Annotated in this window: 14 protein-coding genes and 1 tRNA gene; 8 read left to right on the top strand and 7 right to left on the bottom strand. The window is 69.2% G+C overall.

The genetic code is table 11. The annotated features are described in order from the left end of the window. The first annotated feature begins 37 nt into the window (after nucleotides 1–37). Both glpR and HYG95_RS04430 read left to right on the top strand, forming a co-directional pair. Entirely contained in the window at nucleotides 38–1,027 is a 990-nt protein-coding gene (gene glpR / locus HYG95_RS04435; RefSeq protein WP_181696716.1) for a gephyrin-like molybdotransferase receptor GlpR, read from the top strand. Between the two features lie 87 nt (nucleotides 1,028–1,114). Beyond that, nucleotides 1,115–1,187, top strand: a tRNA-Ala gene (locus HYG95_RS04430). Nucleotides 1,188–1,307: 120 nt separating this feature from the next. Here HYG95_RS04430 and HYG95_RS04425 read toward each other — a convergent pair. The 3 genes from HYG95_RS04425 to HYG95_RS04415 form a co-directional block, all read right to left on the bottom strand. Beyond that, nucleotides 1,308–1,676 carry a YncE family protein gene (locus tag HYG95_RS04425; protein WP_220139074.1) on the bottom strand — a complete coding sequence of 123 codons (369 nt, stop codon included), beginning with the start codon at nucleotides 1,674–1,676 and terminating at the stop codon, nucleotides 1,308–1,310. Then, nucleotides 1,634–2,413, bottom strand: coding sequence for a YncE family protein (locus HYG95_RS25095; protein ID WP_370465674.1), 780 nt, complete (start codon nucleotides 2,411–2,413; stop codon nucleotides 1,634–1,636). Before HYG95_RS25095 ends, HYG95_RS04425 begins: the two co-directional genes overlap by 43 nt. 77 nt (nucleotides 2,414–2,490) lie before the next feature. Further along, on the bottom strand, nucleotides 2,491–3,360 hold the full coding sequence (locus tag HYG95_RS04415; protein ID WP_181696713.1) for an alpha/beta fold hydrolase: 870 nt from the start codon (nucleotides 3,358–3,360) through the stop codon (nucleotides 2,491–2,493). A gap of 54 nt (nucleotides 3,361–3,414) precedes the next feature. Between HYG95_RS04415 and HYG95_RS04410 the strand changes: the two genes are divergently transcribed. Both HYG95_RS04410 and HYG95_RS04405 read left to right on the top strand, forming a co-directional pair. After that, a complete protein-coding gene (locus HYG95_RS04410) occupies nucleotides 3,415–5,376 on the top strand; it encodes an AfsR/SARP family transcriptional regulator (RefSeq protein WP_181696712.1) in 1,962 nt (653 codons plus the stop codon). A gap of 185 nt (nucleotides 5,377–5,561) precedes the next feature. Next, on the top strand, nucleotides 5,562–6,410 hold the full coding sequence (locus HYG95_RS04405) for an SDR family NAD(P)-dependent oxidoreductase (RefSeq protein WP_181696711.1): 849 nt from the start codon (nucleotides 5,562–5,564) through the stop codon (nucleotides 6,408–6,410). An 8-nt stretch (nucleotides 6,411–6,418) separates the two neighbouring features. Here the strand turns inward: HYG95_RS04405 and HYG95_RS04400 are convergent, their stop codons facing one another. Further along, entirely contained in the window at nucleotides 6,419–6,895 is a 477-nt protein-coding gene (locus HYG95_RS04400) for a GtrA family protein (RefSeq protein WP_181696710.1), read from the bottom strand. A gap of 143 nt (nucleotides 6,896–7,038) precedes the next feature. Here HYG95_RS04400 and HYG95_RS04395 point away from each other — a divergent pair, with 143 nt between their 5' ends. Beyond that, entirely contained in the window at nucleotides 7,039–7,983 is a 945-nt protein-coding gene (locus tag HYG95_RS04395) for an ATP-binding cassette domain-containing protein (RefSeq protein WP_181696709.1), read from the top strand. Next, entirely contained in the window at nucleotides 7,980–8,756 is a 777-nt protein-coding gene (locus HYG95_RS04390; RefSeq protein ID WP_181696708.1) for an ABC transporter permease, read from the top strand. The genes HYG95_RS04395 and HYG95_RS04390 overlap by 4 nt, the downstream gene beginning before the upstream one ends. Here the strand turns inward: HYG95_RS04390 and HYG95_RS04385 are convergent. Then, nucleotides 8,740–11,880: a BTAD domain-containing putative transcriptional regulator gene (locus HYG95_RS04385; RefSeq protein ID WP_220139023.1), complete on the bottom strand. Its 3,141-nt coding sequence runs from the start codon at nucleotides 11,878–11,880 to the stop codon at nucleotides 8,740–8,742. The two genes, HYG95_RS04390 and HYG95_RS04385, sit on opposite strands and share 17 nt — an antisense overlap. A gap of 150 nt (nucleotides 11,881–12,030) precedes the next feature. Between HYG95_RS04385 and HYG95_RS04380 the strand changes: the two genes are divergently transcribed. Further along, nucleotides 12,031–12,660, top strand: a complete 630-nt coding sequence (locus HYG95_RS04380; protein ID WP_181696706.1) for a hypothetical protein — start codon at nucleotides 12,031–12,033, stop codon at nucleotides 12,658–12,660. Between the two features lie 60 nt (nucleotides 12,661–12,720). Here the strand turns inward: HYG95_RS04380 and HYG95_RS04375 are convergent, their stop codons facing one another. Further along, the gene (locus tag HYG95_RS04375) at nucleotides 12,721–14,211 is read right to left on the bottom strand and encodes an MDR family MFS transporter (RefSeq protein WP_181696705.1); all 1,491 of its coding nucleotides are present in this window, start codon (nucleotides 14,209–14,211) and stop codon (nucleotides 12,721–12,723) included. Between the two features lie 291 nt (nucleotides 14,212–14,502). On the opposite strand from HYG95_RS04375, the gene HYG95_RS04370 reads away from it, so the two are divergent. Next, nucleotides 14,503–15,429 carry an alpha/beta hydrolase family protein gene (locus HYG95_RS04370; RefSeq protein ID WP_356985853.1) on the top strand — a complete coding sequence of 309 codons (927 nt, stop codon included), beginning with the start codon at nucleotides 14,503–14,505 and terminating at the stop codon, nucleotides 15,427–15,429. Here the strand turns inward: HYG95_RS04370 and HYG95_RS04365 are convergent. After that, nucleotides 15,422–17,599 carry a hypothetical protein gene (locus HYG95_RS04365; RefSeq protein WP_220139022.1) on the bottom strand — a complete coding sequence of 726 codons (2,178 nt, stop codon included), beginning with the start codon at nucleotides 17,597–17,599 and terminating at the stop codon, nucleotides 15,422–15,424. The genes HYG95_RS04370 and HYG95_RS04365 overlap by 8 nt on opposite strands. Between the last annotated feature and the right edge of the window lie 29 nt (nucleotides 17,600–17,628).

Below are 17,628 nucleotides of genomic sequence, written 5' to 3'. Positions count from 1 at the left end.
GACAACACGTTGGCGGGGACGGGAGGTGATGACCGCGATGCCTAATTCGATCCTGTGGATCGGACTGGTCGTTCTGTGGGTATTCGTCCTGTTCCCGATCCTCGCGGACCGGCATCCCCGGATCCGCCGCACCACCGACGCTGCACTCGCCACGCGCGTGCTGCACCGTGGCGGGGCCGAACGACGGATTCGCATCGGGGCGGCGGGCGGACACGAGAGTGACCCCGACTATCGCCCCCGTGTGCTGACCAAGCGCCCCCACCGTACCGATTCGGAGGATCGGATGACGACCGATGAGCCCGTCACCGAAGGCGATGACGAAAAGCCCACCGTCACAGCAGAACTCGACGACATCGAACACGGCCCCGACGAAGAACCCGGCGACGACGCCGAACTCACCGCCACCGAGGCCGACGACGAAGCGGCCGAACCGGATTCGGTCCAGGCCGCCGTGGAAGAACCGCCGGTCTCGGCGCGCATCCCACCCGCACCACCCGCTCGCCTCGACGACCTACCCGAACCCGTCGACGACGACGAGGACTTCGTGCCGTCGCGGCGCGGACGCGGCGGCTACGACCCCGAGGCCGACGCCATCGCCCGCGCCGCCCGCTACAGCTTCCGCCAGCGCGCGGTGCTCGGCCTCATCATCGCCGTCATCCTGTTCGCGGCCTTCGGTCTGCTGCTGAACTCGATGTTCTGGTGGGCCTGCGGCCTGTCCGCCGCCGTGCTCGCCGGCTACCTGGCGTACCTGCGCAAGCAGGTGCACGTCGAGGAGGAGATCCGGCGCCGCCGCATGGCCCGCCTCGCGCGCGGCCGCACCCGCGAAACCGCCACCGCCACCCCCGAGGCGGCCACCACCCGCCGCACCATGGACCGCGACACCGCACGCGCCCTGCGCCGCCGCTCCACCCTGCTCGACACCGACGACGAGGACCCGATGTTCGAACACCTCGAAACCTTCGATCCGGCCACCGCCCGAGCCCTACGTCACCGGGTCTCCGACCTCGGTCGAGCCGTCGGCGAATAACCGGCAAAACAGCAGGTCAGCACACCGATTCGGTATCCGGCCGCACCGCCTGATACAGTGTCACAGCGCGGTTCGCCAGAGCCGCACGGGGCTATAGCGCAGTTGGTAGCGCGTCTCGTTCGCATCGAGAAGGTCAGGGGTTCGATTCCCCTTAGCTCCACAGTTCGAGTCAGGCCGGGTTCCGAAGAAATTCTTCGGAACCCGGCCTGACTCGTTTCCCCACTACGTCACCCGTTGGTTGAAGTGAACGAAACTTGGATGCTCGCCCTGCCGAGGTCGATCACCGATGGGCGATTATTTCGATCCGGCCGATGTCCTCGTTGGTCACGTAGAGATGATGGGTGGCGGGATCCACTGCAGCTCCCCAAGTGGACGAACCGTATTCGGTGGACGGGGTGATGCCGGAGAGGCGTGCGGCGGTGAGCGTGCGGGTAGGTGTATCGATCATCGACACAGTGCTGTGTGCCATACCGGTGAGGAAGACGGTGTGCTCAGCGGGATCGATGACGGCCGCGTAGCCGGTCACCCGATCGCCCAGCGAGACGCTTCCCGCTGGCGTGCGGCTCGCGGTATCGAACAGCGAGACCGAGTGCCCATTGAAATGGGTCACGTAGGCGGTGTGCGTTGGGTGGTCGATGGCGATGTGCACGGGATCCTTCCCGACAGCGAAATTGGTGCTGACGGTGTAGGTCGTCGGGTCGATGACGGAGACGTTGCCCTCTTTGACGACCCACAGGTGTGTGTGTTCGGATCGACCGCCAGGCCGGTGGGATAGCCGTCGACCGCAATCGTGGCGCGGACAGTTCGAGTGATGGTGTCGATGGCGGTGACGGTTCGGGAGAGGCGATTGGCGACGTAGAGGGTGCTGCGGTCCGGATCCACTACGACTGCGAAGGGGTCACCCTCGAAGTCGATTGTCGTGGTGACAGTGTCGGTATCGGGACTGATAACCACCACCTGGCCTGCCGAGTTACCGCAGACAAGGTAGACGAGGTGGGTGACCGGGTCCACCGCGATCGACTGGGGCCCGTGCGGATACACCTTGCCCACCGGTATTCGGGCGGCGACGTCCCGCGTGCGGGTGTCGATCACGGAGACTGTCTGCTGATCGGTGGAGTCTGCGTAATGGGCCACGTATGCCCTGTGTGTTCCGGGATCTATCGCAACGCTGCGTGGGTTTTCGCCCACAGCTACCGTCGCCTCCACTCGGTACGGGCCGGGACCGATACTCGAACCGCCGATGGTGGCCGGATCGGTGGTCGTAGGTGCGGCAACGGAGGTTGTCGATGGCTGGGTGGCTGGCCTCGGTGCGCTGCACCCGGAGAGGGAAATCCCCACCGCTACCGCCAGACCGAGTACAGCCACGAGCCTTGTCTTCGAGAGCATTTGCCGAAACCTATCAGCGAACGCGCTAACCAGCCGACCGTGATGTGGAACTCCGGGACAGCCGCGGACCGAGGTTGTCAGCGGGTGAGTAGGGTGCGGATTTCTGTGGCGACCAGGGCTGGATCCTGTTCGGCCATGAAGTGGCCTGCTTCGACTGTGCGGTGGCGGAGGTCGGGGGCCCATGCCTGCCAGAGGGTGGTGGCGTCGTAGCCGAGCGCGGCACCCCAGTCCTGTTGCAGCACGGTGACCGGCATGGTGAGGGTATTGCCCGCTGCTCGGTCGGCGCGATCGTGATCGACGTCGACGGTGGCCGAGGCGCGGTAGTCGGCGACGATGGACGGGACCGCTGCCCGGCACGCGGCCAGGTAGGCGTCGCGGACCTCCGCCGGGAGGGTCTGCGGATCGAGGGTCCAGGCGTCGAGGAAGTAGCCGAAGAACTCGTCGGACGCGGCCGCGATCATCCGTTCCGGTAGGCCTGGCGGCTGCGCCATCAGATACAGGTGGAAGCCGACCGCTCCTGCGGTCCCGTGCAGCGCATCCCACATGTCGAGGGTGGGCAGTACGTCCAAGCAGGCGAGATGAGTGATGACCTCCGGGTGATCCAGCCCGGCCCGGAAGGCCACCAGCGCACCGCGGTCATGCCCGACCAGCGCGAAGCGATCATGGCCGAGCGCTCGGGCCAGCGCCACGATGTCGGCGGCCATGACGCGCTTGCTGTAGGTGTCGCCGTCGTCGAGCGGCTTGTCGCTGGCGCCGTATCCGCGCAGGTCGGGGCAGATGACGGTGTGTTCGGTCGCGAGGTCGGCGGCGACGTGCCGCCACATCAGATGGGTCTGCGGGAAGCCGTGCAGCAGCACGATCGGGCTGCCCGAACCGCCGACAGCCGCCGACAGCCGCACCCCGTCGGCTACCTCGACGATATGGGTCTCGAAGTGGGGGAAAGTCATGGTTGCTCCATTCGTTCGGTCCGGTCCAGAGTGCGTGCCGCGAATGAGCAACCGATGAGCGTCGGTACGGTACGTCGGGTGGAGATCGGTGTGTTCGGGGCGGTGCGGGCGCTCGACGCGGCCGGTGCGCCGGTCGCGCTCGGTGGGCCGCGACAGCGCGCCGTACTGGCCAGACTGGTCGCCGCCCACCGCCGGGTGGTCCCGGTCGACGTGCTGGTGGCAGACCTGTGGGCGGAACCGCCCCGCGACCCTGTCGGCACGGTGCGCACCTTCGTCGCCGCGTTGCGCCGCGGCCTCGAACCCGAGCGCGCACCACGCACGCCTGCCCGTGTGCTGGTCACCGAGGGACCTGGCTACGCGCTGCGCCTGCCCGACGACGCGGTCGACGTGTGGCGCTTCGCCCACACGGTGGAAGCACTCGGCGACGCGCCACCGGCCCGCGTGGTGACCGGGCTCAGCGAAGCGCTGAGTTGGTGGCGCGGACCCGCTTATGCCGAAGCGGGCGACGCGCCGTGGGCGCTGGCGCCGCGCAGCCGGCTCACCGAACTGCGCTCGCTCGCGGTCGAGCGGCTGGCCGCGGCGCGGATCGAACTCGGTGACACGGCCGCCGCCGTCGCCGATCTGGACGCGCACGTCGTCGAACACCCGTGGCGCGAGGACGCCTGGCACCTGCTTGCGCTGGCGCTGTACCGCGCCGGTCGGCAGGCCGACGCCCTCACGGTGCTGCGGCGCGCACGGGCGATGCTGCGCGACCACCTCGGCCTCGAACCCGGCCCGCGCCTGTCCCGGCTGGAACAAGACATCCTGCGCCAAGCTGGGTACCTGGACCGCACCGGTGACGCTGCCCGGCTGTGGGCGCAGGCGACCGCCGCCTACGACAGCACCGTCTCCGACCGCGTCCGGCTCGAATCCACGGTCGGTTTGATGCGCGACCTGGCCGTCACCGGCGGTGCGGGACTCGATGCGGCACAGCGGCATCGGGCCGCGGCCGTCACCGCCGCCGAACAACTCGGCGACCCGATCCTGACCGCACGCGTGATCGGCGCCTACGACGTCCCCGCCGTGTGGCCCCGCTCCGACGACCCGTCCCGGGCCCGGTCGCTGGTCCGCAGCGCCGAACGCGCGCTCGCCGCGATTCCGGACGGGCCCGCCGCGCTGCGCTGCCGACTGCTGGCGACGATCGCGGTCGAATCCCGTGGCGTCGACGCCGGACCGCGCGCCGAACACGCCGCCGGCGAAGCCGAACGGTCTGCGCGCGAAATGGGGGACGCGCCCCTGCTGGCCTACGCCTTGAACGGTGTCTACATGCAGAGCTTCGCCCGCACCGGGCTGGCCGCCGAACGTGCGGTGCTCGGAGAGCGTTTGGTGGTCCTCGGCGAGGAGCACGGCTTGGTCCGCTTTGCCGTCCTCGGTCGCCTCATCAATCTGCAATCTGCCTGTGCCACAAATGATCTCACGCTGGCCGACACCCAAGCCCAGGCGGCCGACGAGCTGTCTGCCCGGCACGACCTGCCGCTGGTCGGTGTCTTCACCACCTGGTACCGGGCCCTGCGCACAGCGGTCACCGAGCCCTTCGACCAGGCGCGCGACGCGTACCTGCGCGCCGCCGAACTCCTGCCGGGATCCGGGATGCCTGGCCTGGCCGACGGACTGCTGCCCCTGGCACTGCTCGGCCTGCACCTGCAACACCACCGCTCGTTCCGGCCCGAGCCGGGCACGGAGTGGGGCCCGGCAGAGCCGTGGATCCGGCCGCTGCTCCTGGCAGAGGCCGGCGACCTCGCAGCCGCGCGCCTCGCCCTGCGCGGCCTGCCCGATCCACCGAGAGATCCGCACGCCGAAGCACTCTGGTGCGTCCTCGGCCGCACCGCGCTGCTGGTCGGTGACCAGGACACCATCGCCCGCGCCCACACCGCCCTGCTACCCGCGGCCGCCGAATCCGCAGGCGCGGCAGGCGGATTGTTCACGGCCGGTCCCGTCGCCGACTACCTCGCGGAACTGGAAGCAGCCCGGAACTGAGGACCTCGCGCACCCCGCGACGGGTCCACTGTCGGGGTCGGAGCGGTCGAAGACGACCTTCCAGTCATGGGGGCGAGGTTCGAGGGCGGGGAAGACCACCGCCGGTGACTTACCATTTGGTCAATTCGCTGGAGAGTCGCTGCGAGGCAGTCGGCCCCACTCACCTCCGATCCAGGGCAGGCGCAATGAACAATCCCGTGACGAAGGTTCTTCTCAATCCCGCACCTTCCGCCAAATCCGTGCTGGGTGCGGCTCTTTCGGGGCCGGTCGACCTCAGCGGGAAAGTTGTCGTGCTGACCGGGGCGTCGTCGGGGATCGGTGAGACCACCGCGCATCTGTTGGCGAGCCACGGTGCCCACATCGTCGCCGTCGCCCGCGATCGGGAGCGGCTCGATCAGGTCTGCGCCGACATCGCCGCCGCGGGCGGGAGCGCGCACGCGGTGCCGTGCGATATGACGGACGCCGATCAGGTCAGCGAACTGGCCACGACGGTGCTCGACCTGTTCGGGGTGCCGGACATCATCATCAACAACGCGGGACGCTCGATCCGGCGCACGGCGCTCGACGCCGCCGAACGGGCGCACGACTACGAACGGACCATGGCGGTCAACTACTTCGGACCCGTCCGGTTGACGCTGGCGATGCTTCCCGCGCTGCGCCTGGTGAACCGCGGCCACATCATCAACATCGGTACCTGGGGAACCACCGCCGGGGTGATGCCGAAATTCAGCGCCTACCACGCTTCCAAAGCCGCACTCGCCGCCTTCGGCCGCAGTGTCGGCGCGGAATGTCACGGCACCGGCATCAAGGTGACCACCATCGGATTCCCGCTCGTGCGCACTCCGATGATCAGTCCCACCGCCGAGTACGACAGCCAAGCGGCCCTCACTCCCGACCAGGCCGCGCAATGGGTGCTCACCGCCGTCCGGGATCAGCCGGTCGAGCTGTACCCCGTCTACGCCGGAGTGCTGCGACTGATGTCGGCCCTTTCCCCGCGCCTCACCGACGCTGTCGTCCGAGCCGCCGGGATCTGAGCCGGGGGTCAGAAGACCAGGTAGCGGAGGGTCAGGAAGCGGGCCAGGCCTACGGCGGCCATGATCGCCAGCATGGCGCCGGCCTGGGTGAGGTCGTCGAGGGTGGGGGCGAAGGATTCGAGGGCGGCCAGGGCGGCTGTGGTGATGCCGAGGCCGATCAGTGCGAGGCCGCCGCCCTGATATTGGGCCGTGAACCAGGGGACAGCCGTGGTGCGGAAGGTGAGGCGGCGGTGTAGTTCGTTGGCTATCACCGTGCTCACCACGGAGCCCGCGACATTGGCGGTGAGGGGGCCGAGGCCGGTGCAGGACATGAACAGCAGCACGTAGGCGATGTTGCTGACGCCACCGACCACCGCGAAGCGCAGCAGCTGGGCGACGGCGTGGTCGCCGAGCGCGAACTGGCGGCCCCAGGCGTACAGACGGGACCAGTCCGGCGCGGGGGCGACGAGGGGACCGAAGACGGGGGCGATGGCGATGCTGTTCACGAGAGGAACCGTCGCCCGGTGCGCTGACGCGGACCTGACGCGGCACTGACAGACATCGCACACGGCATGACGCTGATGTGTGTCAGGGGAGGTGTCAGGTCGCCGTCAGCGCGATGTCAGCCTGCCCGGCGACTGTTGTCGGCATGAACAGCACAGCAATCGCCGCCTCGGGGCTGCGGAAGTCCTACGGGGACAAGAAAGTTCTCGACGGTATCGATATCACCGTCGAAGCGGGCAGCATCTTCTCCCTGCTCGGCCCGAACGGCGCGGGCAAGACCACCACCGTCAATGTGCTCACCACGCTGCTTCAGGTCGATGCGGGCACCGCGCGGGTGGCGGGCCACGACCTGATGGCCGAGACCAAGGCGGTCCGCAAGGCCATCGGCGTCACCGGGCAGTTCGCCGCCGTCGACGACCTGCTCACCGGTGCGGAGAACCTGCGGCTGATGGCCGACCTGCACCGCCTGCGCGGCGCCGCGGGTAAACGGGTGATCGCCGACCTGCTCGAGCGCTTCGACCTGGTCGAGTCGGCGAACAAGCAGGCGGGCAGCTACTCCGGCGGTATGCGCCGCAAGCTCGATCTGGCGATGACGCTGGTGACCAAGCCGCGGATCATCTTCCTCGACGAACCGACCACCGGTCTCGATCCTCGCAGCCGCCGCACCATGTGGGACATGGTGCGCGAACTGACCGACGAGGGCGTGACAATCTTCCTCACCACCCAGTACCTCGAGGAAGCCGATCAGCTGGCCGACAAGATCGCAGTGCTCGACCATGGCCGCATCGTCGCCGAAGGTACCGCGAGCGAACTCAAGCGCCGAATTCCCGGCAGCCACATCAAGTTCCGCTTCAGCGCCGCCGCCGAACTCGCCGCCGCCGCGCGGGCTCTGGCCGGCTCCACCCCCGACGAGGAGTCGCTCACCCTGAGCGTCCCCGGCGACGGGGGAACGAAAAACCTTCGCGCCCTGATGGATCAGCTCGCCGCCCACGACCTCGAGGCCGACGAGGTCTCCATCCACACCCCCGATCTCGACGACGTTTTCCTCGCCCTCACCGGGCGCGCTACCCAGGAGGCCGAAGCCCGATGAGCACCACCACGTCCAACCCGCTGTCCAGCGCACTGTTCGATTCGTCGGTCATGTTGCGGCGCAACTTCACCCACATCACTCGCAGTCCGGTGACCATCTTCAATGCCGCGCTGATGCCGGTGATGATGATGCTGATCTTCGTCTACGTCTTCGGTGACGCTTTCGATGTCGGCGAGAACTACATCGACTACGCGGTGCCGGGCATGCTCATGCTCGCCATCAGCTACGGCCTGTCCGGCACGGCGGTGTCGGTGAGCTCGGACATGACCAAGGGCGTCATCAACCGGTTCAAGGTGATGGATGTGTCGCGCGGTGCCGTGCTCACCGGGCATGTCGCGGCGAGCATCGTCACCAATGTGATCGCCCTGACGGCCGTGCTCGGCGTCGGTTTCGCGCTCGGGTTCCGTTCACCGGCGAGCGCGGTGCAGTGGCTCGGCGCGCTCGGTGTGCTGCTGGCGACCGCCTTCGCCGCCGCCTGGCTGACCGTCGCCCTCGGCATGGCCGCCAAGACCCCGGAGGCCGCGGGCATGTCGGTGGTTCCGCTGCTCATGCTGCCCTTCCTGAGCAGCGCGATCGTGCCCGCCGAGAAGATGGGGCCCGGTGTGCGGCAGTTCGCCGAGTACCAGCCGTTCACCCCGATCATCGAATCGGTGCGCGGTTTCCTGGCCGGTACGCCGTCGGGCGGCCACACCATCGCCGCCTTCGCCTGGTGCGCGGGCTTCGCGGTGATCGGCTATGTGTGGTCGCGCTCGACCTTCAGCAAGCGAGTGTGAGCTCGACCAGTTCGGTGACATCCGATTCCGACCCCCGAGCCACCGCCTCGGCGAAGTCCGCTTCGCCGAGGCTTCGGCGTGCCTGCTCCTCGATGCGGGCGGCGTCGGGCAGCGACAGGTCGGGCACGCCGCGCGTGACAGTGGCGGCACCGAGCAGCCGGGCGGCCTGCGCGGGTTGTTCGGCGCGCAAGGCCAGATCCGCGATCCCGACCAGGATCTGGGCCAGCAGCGCCGCGTGACCGGCGCTCGATGCGGCGTGGAAGGCCGCGCGGTGGCTGGTACGTGCCTCGTGGAGATCGGCGGCGAGATAGCCGCGCAGATCGTGGGCCATGGCGCTGACCACCGGTTGCCCGGCCTCGTCGCCGAGCAGTTTCTGTGCCAGTTCCATCTGCTGCTGCGCGAGTACGGGTTCGCCACTCCACCTGGCCAATTCGGCGCGGACGAGCGCGACCTCGGCCAGCGAGGTCGGCCAGCCGGTGCGGTCCGCGCACTCCTGCGCGTGCGCCAACGCCGCCTCGCTCGCCTCACTGTCGTCGAGCAACCAGTACAGCTGGGCCTGGCGTGCGCGCATCCGCACCACGGCCTCCAGCGTGCCGACCTCGGTGACCACCGCGATCGCCTCGTCGAAAAGCACGCAGGCGGCATCGAATTCGCCGCGCATGGCCGTGCGGTTGGCCAGCTCGGTCAGCGCGAACGACATACCCCAGCGCTCGCCGATGACACGGAATTCCGCGAGCGCCTGCTCGAGCAGTTCGTCGGCCGCGCGGCCCGGATGGCCGAGCACGGTGCGCAGCTTGCCCAGTTGGAGCCGGGCCAGTGCGCGCACCCACGGATCATCGTCGGCGAGCAGCGATTCGAACGCGGGCAGATAGTGCTCGGGGCCGGCCAGGATGCGCTCCAGCGCACCGGCGAACCGCAGCGCGGGATGTCCGCCCCGGCTGTCGCGGCCGTACCGGCTGGCCTTGCGGATCCATTCTCCGACCTCGTGTTCGCCACTGCGACCGCCGCTGAGGAAGTGCACGACCAGGGCATACACCGTTGCCCGTGTCTCGTCGTCCACGTCGCCGGACAGTTCGGCGGCGGCCAGGACGAACTCGGTGCCCTCGCCCTTGTAACCGGCCAGCCACCAGTACCAGCCCGCAGCGGCGGCCAGGCGCATCGCGGCATCGGCGTCGGCGGCGAGGGCCGTGCGCATGGCGACCGCGAGGTTGTCGTGGTCGGCCTCGAGTACGGCGAGCCAGTCGAGCTGCTCGGCGCGGCGCAGGTGTGGTTCGGCGGTGGCCGCCAGGGTGATGAAGTGCGAGATGTGCGCTCGGCGTGCGGATTCTGCGTCGCCCGCCTCGTCGAGGCGTTCGGCGGCGTACTGCTTGATGGTCTCGAGCATGCGGTAGCGCGGCTGTGGATTCTCGGACACTGTGAGCAGCGACTTCTCGGTCAGCGTGGTGAGGTGTTCGAGCACCTCCCAGTCCTGCACCGTCGCACCGTCGGCGCAGACGTGTTCGGCCGCCTCGAGACTCGCACCGCCGGAGAACACCGCGAGCCTGCGCAGCACCGTCTTCTCCGCGTCCGACAGCAACTCCCAGCTCCAGTCGACTACCGCGCGCAAGGTGCGGTGCTGGGCGATCGCGGTGCGGCTGCCGCCGGTGAGCAGGCGGAACCGGTCGTCGAGGCGGTGGGCGAGCTGCTCGAGCGACATGGTGCGCAGCCTCGCCGCCGCCAGCTCGATGGCCAGGGGAATACCGTCCAGGGCCCGGCACACCCGGGCCATCGTCGCCAAAGCCGTTGCATCCGAACCGAGGTCGCCGCGCACCGCACTCGCGCGGTCACGCAGCAGGACGACGGCGGGGGAGGACTCGATCGCCTGCGGGTCGGCGTTCTCCCTCGGCACCGTGAGCGGCGCGACCTGCCACAGCGCCTCGCCGGTGATGCCGAGCGGTTCCCGGCTCGTCGCCAGGATGCGCAGACCCGTGCACTCACCCAGGATCCGGTGGGCGAAGGTGGCGGCGGCCTCGATCACGTGCTCGCAGTTGTCGAGGATCAGCAGGGTTTCCCGGTCGCCGATGGCGGCGACGAGCCGGTCCATCGGTTCGGCGTTCGGGGTGTCGCCGATCAGGGCGTCGCGCCGGCCGAGTGCCGCGAAGGCCAGCTGAGCGAGGTCGCCGCTCGCGTCGGTGGCGGCGAGTTCCACCAGCCACGCGCCCTCGGGGAGGTCGTCGAGCATGGTGCGGGCGGCTTCCACCGCCAGCCGGGTCTTGCCCGAGCCGCCCGGGCCGGTGATCGTCGTGAGCCGGTGTGTCGCAAGGAGTTCGCGCACCACGGCGATGTCACCGTGCTTGCCGATATAGCTGGTCAGCTCGGCGCGCAGGTTCGTCGAGCGCTGCGCGGGCCGGGCGCCGACCTCGCCGCGCAGCAGCGCGACGTGCAACTCCGAAAGCTCCGGTGACGGGTCGACGCCGAGTTCGTCGGCCAGTGCCTCGCGGGTGCGCTGGTACACCACCAGCGCCTCGGCCCCGCGACCCGCCGCGCCGAGCGCGCGCATCAGCGCGGCAACCAGTCGCTCCTGAACCGGATGCCGCGCAACGACTTCGGTGAGTTCGGCGACGACCTCGGGGCCACGACCCAGTCGCACCTCGGCCTCGTACCGGTCCTCCATCGTGGCCAGGCGCAGTCCCCGGAAACGGGTGACCACCGGGTCGAACGGAGGGCTGTCGGCGACGTCCTGCAGGGGCTCGCCACGCCAGAGTTCCAGTGCCTCGCGCAGCAGTTCGGCCTGGCGCAGGTCGTCGGTGCCGCGCGCTTCGTCGAGCAGCCGTTCGAAGCGCACCGCGTCGACGGCGCCGGGCTCGACGGCGAGACGGTACCCGCCCGCCTGCACCTCGAGTGAACCGTCGGGCAGCAGTCTGCGCAGCCGGGAAACCAGCGCCTGCAAGGCATTCGCGGCGTCGGCCGGTGGTTGTTCGTCCCAGATCAGGTCGACGAGCCGTGTCTTGGGGATGGCGCGGCCCGGTTCCAGCGCGAGGGAGATGAGCAATGCCCGCAGCCGGGCGCCGGGTATCGCTATCGATCCACCGTCTGCTGTCCGGATCTCCAGCGGCCCGAGCATTCCGATCTGCACGTCGCCCATTGTGCACCGGGCGACCGGGCGATGCCCACCACAGCTGGTCGCCTGTCCGGATATGGTGTCCCCGGGTGCGTCAGGGTGGTGTCAGCCTCGTGTCAGCGCCGGTCGCGACAGTATGGTCATCAACCGAACGGATCCACCGAGGAGCACCCGATGTACACCTTCGCCACCACCGCACCGGTCACCGTCAGCGTCGATGTCCTGTCGGCAGGCGTCACCGTCATCGCCTCCGACCGCACCGACGCCGTCGTCACCGTCGCGCCGTCCGATCCGGGCAAGAAGGGCGACGTGCGCGTCGCCGAACAGACCGAGGTGAACTTCGCCGACGGCAAGCTCACGGTGGTGACGCCCAAGAGCTGGCGCACCCACAGCCCGTTCGGTGGCAACCCGTCGATCGAGCTGACCATCGAGGTGCCAACCGGTTCACACCTCACCGGGACGGCCGGGGTCGGACAGCTGCGTGGCAACGGTGCGCTCGGCGCCTGCGACCTGACGATCTCCCTCGGCGACATCGTCCTCGAGCGCCCCGCGGGTCCGGTCACCGCCAAGGTCGCCAAGGGCGACATCCGCATCGGAGAGGTGACCAGCGGCGAGATCCGGGTGGAGACCTCCATGGGCGAGCTGGAGGTGGGCATCCGCCCCGGCACCGCCGTGCAGCTCGAGACCGAGGCGACCGTCGGCGCCGTGCGCAACACGATCGTGCCGGTTGCTCCCAACGGTCGATCGGTGCGCCTGCACGCGCGAAATACCGTCGGGGACATCATCATCCGTCCCGCGGCCTGACCGGCCGGGAGAACGACGAAGCCCCCGTCCACGAGGAACGGGGGCTTCACGGGGAACAGGTCAGTTCTTGACCAGCTCCGGGGTTTCCTCCTCGGCGTCCTGCACCGCCGGGGCGGCGTGCGGGTCGGCCGCCGCGCGAGCGGGCAGCAACACCGCCATCGCGATGACGATCAGGGCGAGGACGGCGGAGACACCGAAGGCCAGGCGCATGCCGTCCAGCCCCGCCGTCGCCGGGTCGGTGCCCGCGTCGATGAGCGAGGTACTGCGCGCCGACATCACGGTGACCACCAGCGCGGTGCCGAAGGCCGCGGCCACCTGCTGCAAGGTGCCGAGCATCGAGCTGCCGTGCGAGTACAGGTTCATCGGCAGGGCGCCGAGGCCGAGGGTGAACACCGGGGTGAACGTGGCCGCCAGCGACACCATCATCAGGATGTGCAGGCCGAGCAGCTGCCAGTAGGGCATGTCCATCGAGATCTGGGTGAAGCCCGCCAGCGAGACGGTGATGCCGATCGAACCGGGGATCACCAGCACGCGCCCGCCGAACTTGTCGAACAGCTTGCCGACGGTCGGCCCGAGCAGACCCATCGCCAGACCACCCGGCATCACCAGCAGGCCGGTCTCCAGCGGGCTCAGGTGCCGCAGGTTCTGCAGGTACAGCGGCAGCAGGATCATCGAACCCATCATCGCCAGGAACGCGACCGACATCAGCACGAGCGCCTTGGTGTAGGTCCCCGCCAGCAGCACACGCAGGTCGAGCAGCGGAGTGCCGGTTCGCTGCAAGCGGATCTGACGCAGCGCGAACGCGGCGATCAGAGCCAGGCCGACAGCGACGATCGCGATCGCGGTCGTGTAGTCGTCGCCGTGGAACTTGCTCAGCCCGTACACCAGCCCACCGAAACCGAGCGCCGCCAACGCGACACTGAGCAGGTCGATGGCCCCGGCCTCCGGCTCGCCGACGTTCTCGAGCTGGCGAAGACCCAGCCAGGTGACGATGCCGGTGATCGGCAGCATCAGCACGAAGAGCAGTCGCCACGAGTCGATCTGGGGCACGCTGATCTGCAGCACCAGGCCGGACACGACCGGACCCATCGCGGGCGCGACCGAGATGGCCAGGGTGACGTTGCCCATCACCCGGCCGCGATCCTTCTCCGCGACAACGGTCATCAGCGTGGTCATCAGCAGCGGCATCATCACCGCGGTGCCACCGGCCTGGATGATCCGGCCGATGAGCAGCACGGCGAAGGTCGGCGCGACGGCCGAGAGCACGGTGCCCGCCATGAAGGTGGCCATCGCCGTGGCGTAGGCCGTCCTGGTCGTCACCCGCTGCAGGAACCAGCCGGTGGTGGGGATGATCGCCGCCATGGTGAGCATGAACGCGGTGGACACCCACTGCGCGGCCACCTCGGTGACCTTCAGATCCTCCATCAGGCGGGGGATCGCGTTGATCATGATGGTCTCGTTGAGGATCACGACGAAGGTCGCGAGTACCAGGACCCGGATGACAGTGGGCGTCCGCTCCTTCGCGGCAGGTGCGGATATATCGGCTGGCATTCGGGTAAACCTCCGGGGCGGGGAACGGCGGGTGTGCGGGCACCACAAGAAAGAAGACGGGGGCCGTCGGTCCAACTCATCGGGCGCGGGCAAGTATTCCGTTCACCACCGACACAAATCATCTGGTTTTCCGGGCGCCGAGAGCTCGGCTATCGGCGGAAACAGCAGCTCACCAGCGCCTCGTAGGTCATCCGTCCAAGCCGCAGTGACCCTGGTCACCATCCGGTGGCGGTGTCGGCCGAGCGCGTGTGATTCCGTGTCGAACCCGCGAGCAGGGGGTATACCGGATCAGTGACTACATCGAGGTTGTGGCTTGCTGTGGTGTGCGCGATCGTTGCTGTTGTCGGCGCGGGCCGGGCGACAGCCGATCCGGGGGCTCATGTGACGGGGGAGGCGCCCTTAGGTGGGCGGGCCGCCCAGATCGACGTGTACTCGCCCGCGATGGGGCGGGTCGTGCAGAACAAGGTGATCAAGGCGGCAGGCGCGGGTGCGCCGACGCTGTACCTGCTCACGGGTGCGGGCGGTGGCGCCGACGGCATCTCCTGGTGGGACAACACCGATGTGCGGCACTTCTTCGCCGACAAGTTCGTCAATGTGGTGATGCCGGTCGGTGGTGCGTTCACCCTGTACACCGACTGGATCTCCGACGATCCCGCCGTCGGGCGCGTGCGGTGGGAGACCTACCTGACCGAGGAACTGCCCGGCGTGATCGACGGCGCGCTCGGCACCAACGGCCGCAACGCCATCGCCGGTGTGTCGATGAGCGCGGCGTCGGCCCTGGATCTGGCGATCCAGGGCGGCCCGAGGTTCTCGGCGGTCGCGGCGCTGAGCGGATGCCCGTGGGCGGCCGACCCGATGGGCATCGCGATGGCGAGCGCCCAGGCCGTGCGCGGCGGCGGCAACCCGGGCAACATGTGGGGCGTGCCGGGCGGACCCACCTGGCGCGAGCACGACGTGTTCGCCAATGCTGGTCGGCTCGCGGGCAAGTCGATCTTCCTCGCCGCGGCGACAGGCGCACCGGGCGCCGCCGACCGTGGTCTGCCGATGCCGCCGCTCGAGACCATCGCGGGTGCCTGCACGGCTGCCTTCGCCGGGCGCCTCGCCCAGCTGGGCATTCCGGCCGTGCACGTGCACCGGCCGACCGGTTCGCACACCTGGGGTCAGTTCGAGGCCGACCTGCACGAAGCCTGGCCGCACCTGGCCGCCGCGATCAGCTGACCGCGACGTGGGGGCGCTCGGCGGTCGGCTCCTCGATCGCCGGTTCGTCCTCGCGCCGGTACCACCAGTGCAGCGCCGCGATCCCGAGCACGGCGAGCAGTGCCGCCGTGAGGCTGATCGACAGGCCGGGCGGTCGCCAGGTGATGGTGAGCTCGGCATTGTGCGTGCCGGGCGGAATGTCGACGGCGAGGAAGGTGCCCGCCACCGCGCGGGTCGGGATCTCGCTCGGGCCGAGGGTGGCCGTGTAGCCGGGCCAGGCCAGGCGTGAGAACACGATCCGTCCGCCGGTGCCGGAGGAGACGGTCGCGCGGTTGGTGAGCCCGGCCTCCGGCATCACCGTGGCGTGGACACCGGATTCGTGCGCGATCATGTCGCCGGGGGAGGGCAGCGGATTCACGCGTTCCAGCACCCAGATCTGGTGCTCGTGGCCGGGGTAGCGGACGAACGCCCAGCCAGGGGGTGCGGGTTTGTCGCCCGCGTCCGGGTACTGCGCGCGTTGCAGCACAACGCGATCCAGTCGCATGAGGTCGACGATCGGTGTGTCGGTCGATGGTTCGACAGCGAACACCCGGCGATAGGCGTCCGGGCAGGTACCACCGTCCCACGCCATGCACAGCAGTCCCGCGAAGGCGGCGTGCCCGACAGGTGTGTACCCGTTCACGTACTGCAGGCCCATGTTCTTGGCATAGCTGCCGAGCGCGATCGATCCGTAAGTGCCTGCGAGCGTGCGTTCCTCGTCGCGCACCGCGATGCGGTCGGCCAATTGCAAAGTGCGCCCGCCGAAATCGGGGAAGGCGGCCAGCATCTCCGAGCGCCGCTCCGGGAACCCGTAGGACAGTGGGGTTTCGGGAGCCGCGGCGACCTGGGCGAACGCGATGGGCATCGTCGCGGCGATCATCGCCACCGCCGCGGCGGCCACGCCACGATGGCGCGCGAGCCACAGCGCGCCCGCGCCCATCGCCACGACCACGACGACCGCGAGCGCATGCCGGACCACGAGTTCCGGTGCGGCCGAGAAGGACCGGATGAACAGCAGCCCGATCAACGCGCCCGCCGCCGCGTACCGCCGCCGCGACGAGGCGAACACCCCGTACCTGCTGAGCAGCACACAGACGAGCAAGAGCACGGCGATGGCGAGCATCGGCAGCACCCGTGCGGGCCAGCGCAGCGGCCCGATCGCGCCCGGTCCCGCCGTCCACATCAGCGTCGCCACCCCGAACAGCGCGATGCCGCTCCACTCGCTCGCCGTCTTCGCCGCCGCCTTCCAATCGATGAAGGCCAGCGCCGGAATCACGAACCACGCGATGTAGACCATCGGCAGTGGCTGCACATGTCCCCACCACGCGGTGAACGCCGGAACCGTGCTGGGCAGACTGGCATTGAGCGATTCCGACCACGGCACCGTGAGGAACGGATCGTTGTGGATGGTCGAGACGTCGCCGCGCCAGGTGGCCTGGGACGACAGCAGCAGCGGCAGATTCGCGATCAGCGAGGCCAGCGCGGCGAGACCGGCGGCGGTGAGCATCCGCAGCACCGGCACCCACTTGCGCTGGTACAGGTACTCCCCGGCGGCTACGGCCACGATCATCAGCGCGGCCTCGACCGCCGGGAAGACGTATTGGATCGTCAGCGCCAGGTACAGGAACACGAACAGCGGGATCGGGCCGGATCGTTTGCGCGCGTATAGCACCGCCGAGGCCCAGGCGTGCACGAGCCACGCGGTGCCCGTCTGGGAGGTGAACCAGCTCGCCTCGTCGAAGAACAGGAACCAGCCGCTGAAGGGGAACGCCACCCCGGCCAGTGCCGCCCACGGCGCCCGCGCGCCGTAGGCCAGGCAGATGCGGAACACGCCGAGCGCCGCGATCGCGGAGAACACGAACTTCACGGCCGTCGCGTAGCCGGCCAGATTGTCGAACGAGGGTGCGAGCAGATACACCAGTAGCTGGGCCGGGTTGTAGAGCCCGGCCTCCTCGAGGCTGTAGTTGCCTGCCATCCATTCCCACGGGACCATCGCCGGGAACCGGCCGGCGCGCAGTTCGGCGCCGAGCAGCTGCCACATCGGCACGTACTGCGCCTCGGTATCGTCGGTGTAGAAATGGCGCGCGTCGCCCAGCAACACCGCGATGTACCCCGCCAGGACCGCGACAACGACAAGTCCTGCCCACCGCATCACTTGTTTTCGCGGTTCGAGCGCCGCGC

Source organism: Nocardia sp. GTS18 (genome assembly GCF_013839555.1).
Taxonomy (GTDB): domain Bacteria; phylum Actinomycetota; class Actinomycetes; order Mycobacteriales; family Mycobacteriaceae; genus Nocardia; species Nocardia rosealba.
Note: the sequence above shows the minus strand (reverse complement) of the source record. Positions and strands in the feature narration are given on the sequence as shown.

Bases quoted from the DNA above. Each gene is read 5' to 3' on its own strand.
- HYG95_RS04390 (WP_181696708.1), top strand. From the start codon at position 7,980: ATGAGCACCACCACGTCCAACCCGCTGTCCAGCGCACTGTTCGATTCG.
- HYG95_RS04365 (WP_220139022.1), bottom strand. From the start codon at position 17,599: ATGCGGTGGGCAGGACTTGTCGTTGTCGCGGTCCTGGCGGGGTACATC.
- HYG95_RS04410 (WP_181696712.1), top strand. From the start codon at position 3,415: ATGAGCGTCGGTACGGTACGTCGGGTGGAGATCGGTGTGTTCGGGGCG.
- HYG95_RS04395 (WP_181696709.1), top strand. From the start codon at position 7,039: ATGAACAGCACAGCAATCGCCGCCTCGGGGCTGCGGAAGTCCTACGGG.
- HYG95_RS04415 (WP_181696713.1), bottom strand. From the start codon at position 3,360: ATGACTTTCCCCCACTTCGAGACCCATATCGTCGAGGTAGCCGACGGG.
- HYG95_RS04380 (WP_181696706.1), top strand. From the start codon at position 12,031: ATGTACACCTTCGCCACCACCGCACCGGTCACCGTCAGCGTCGATGTC.
- HYG95_RS04405 (WP_181696711.1), top strand. From the start codon at position 5,562: ATGAACAATCCCGTGACGAAGGTTCTTCTCAATCCCGCACCTTCCGCC.
- HYG95_RS04375 (WP_181696705.1), bottom strand. From the start codon at position 14,211: ATGCCAGCCGATATATCCGCACCTGCCGCGAAGGAGCGGACGCCCACT.
- HYG95_RS04385 (WP_220139023.1), bottom strand. From the start codon at position 11,880: ATGGGCGACGTGCAGATCGGAATGCTCGGGCCGCTGGAGATCCGGACA.
- HYG95_RS25095 (WP_370465674.1), bottom strand. From the start codon at position 2,413: ATGCTCTCGAAGACAAGGCTCGTGGCTGTACTCGGTCTGGCGGTAGCG.
- glpR (WP_181696716.1), top strand. From the start codon at position 38: ATGCCTAATTCGATCCTGTGGATCGGACTGGTCGTTCTGTGGGTATTC.